The following is a 376-nucleotide window of genomic DNA, read 5'->3' as shown; positions in this document are numbered from 1 at the left end:
GATGAACACGGGAAAACCCTAGCTGATGAAGCCACCGTTTGGGAGGCCCTCCGCACTAAAGGCACCACGCTTTGGCTGGTAGAACGTGAAGGCCCCGAATACGACAAGGACTACGAGGTAGGCGACGAGATAGACATTTATGAGGTCGTAACCGACACCCCGCAGAAGCCCTCTGACCGGACCGGCTACATCAAGAGAACTATCCCGCTGGGCGTACAAAATGCCTACGAGAATGTGAAGGTTGTAGCGGCCGCAGGGTAATCCCCCTCGGCGGTTTACTTTTGCCGCCCCCAAACACTGCTTTCAGCCGGTAGTGGGGCGGGTAGGAGCATCTGGTGGCCAGGCCCTACCCGCCCCAGGGGGCGGCCCCAAAATA

1 protein-coding gene is annotated in these 376 nt (G+C 58.8%); it reads left to right on the top strand.

The features are described from left to right. Nucleotides 1-261, top strand: a 261-nt coding sequence (locus QP415_RS10900) for a phage tail tube protein (RefSeq protein WP_285100072.1), incomplete at its 5' end; no start/stop codon positions are given. Nucleotides 262-376: the final 115 nt, after the last annotated feature.

The organism is Pauljensenia sp. UMB3104 (genome assembly GCF_030217285.1).
In the GTDB taxonomy this organism is placed as follows: Bacteria; Actinomycetota; Actinomycetes; order Actinomycetales; family Actinomycetaceae; genus Pauljensenia.
The sequence above is the reverse complement of the archived record's forward strand: the minus strand, read 5'-3'. Positions and strand labels throughout refer to the sequence as shown.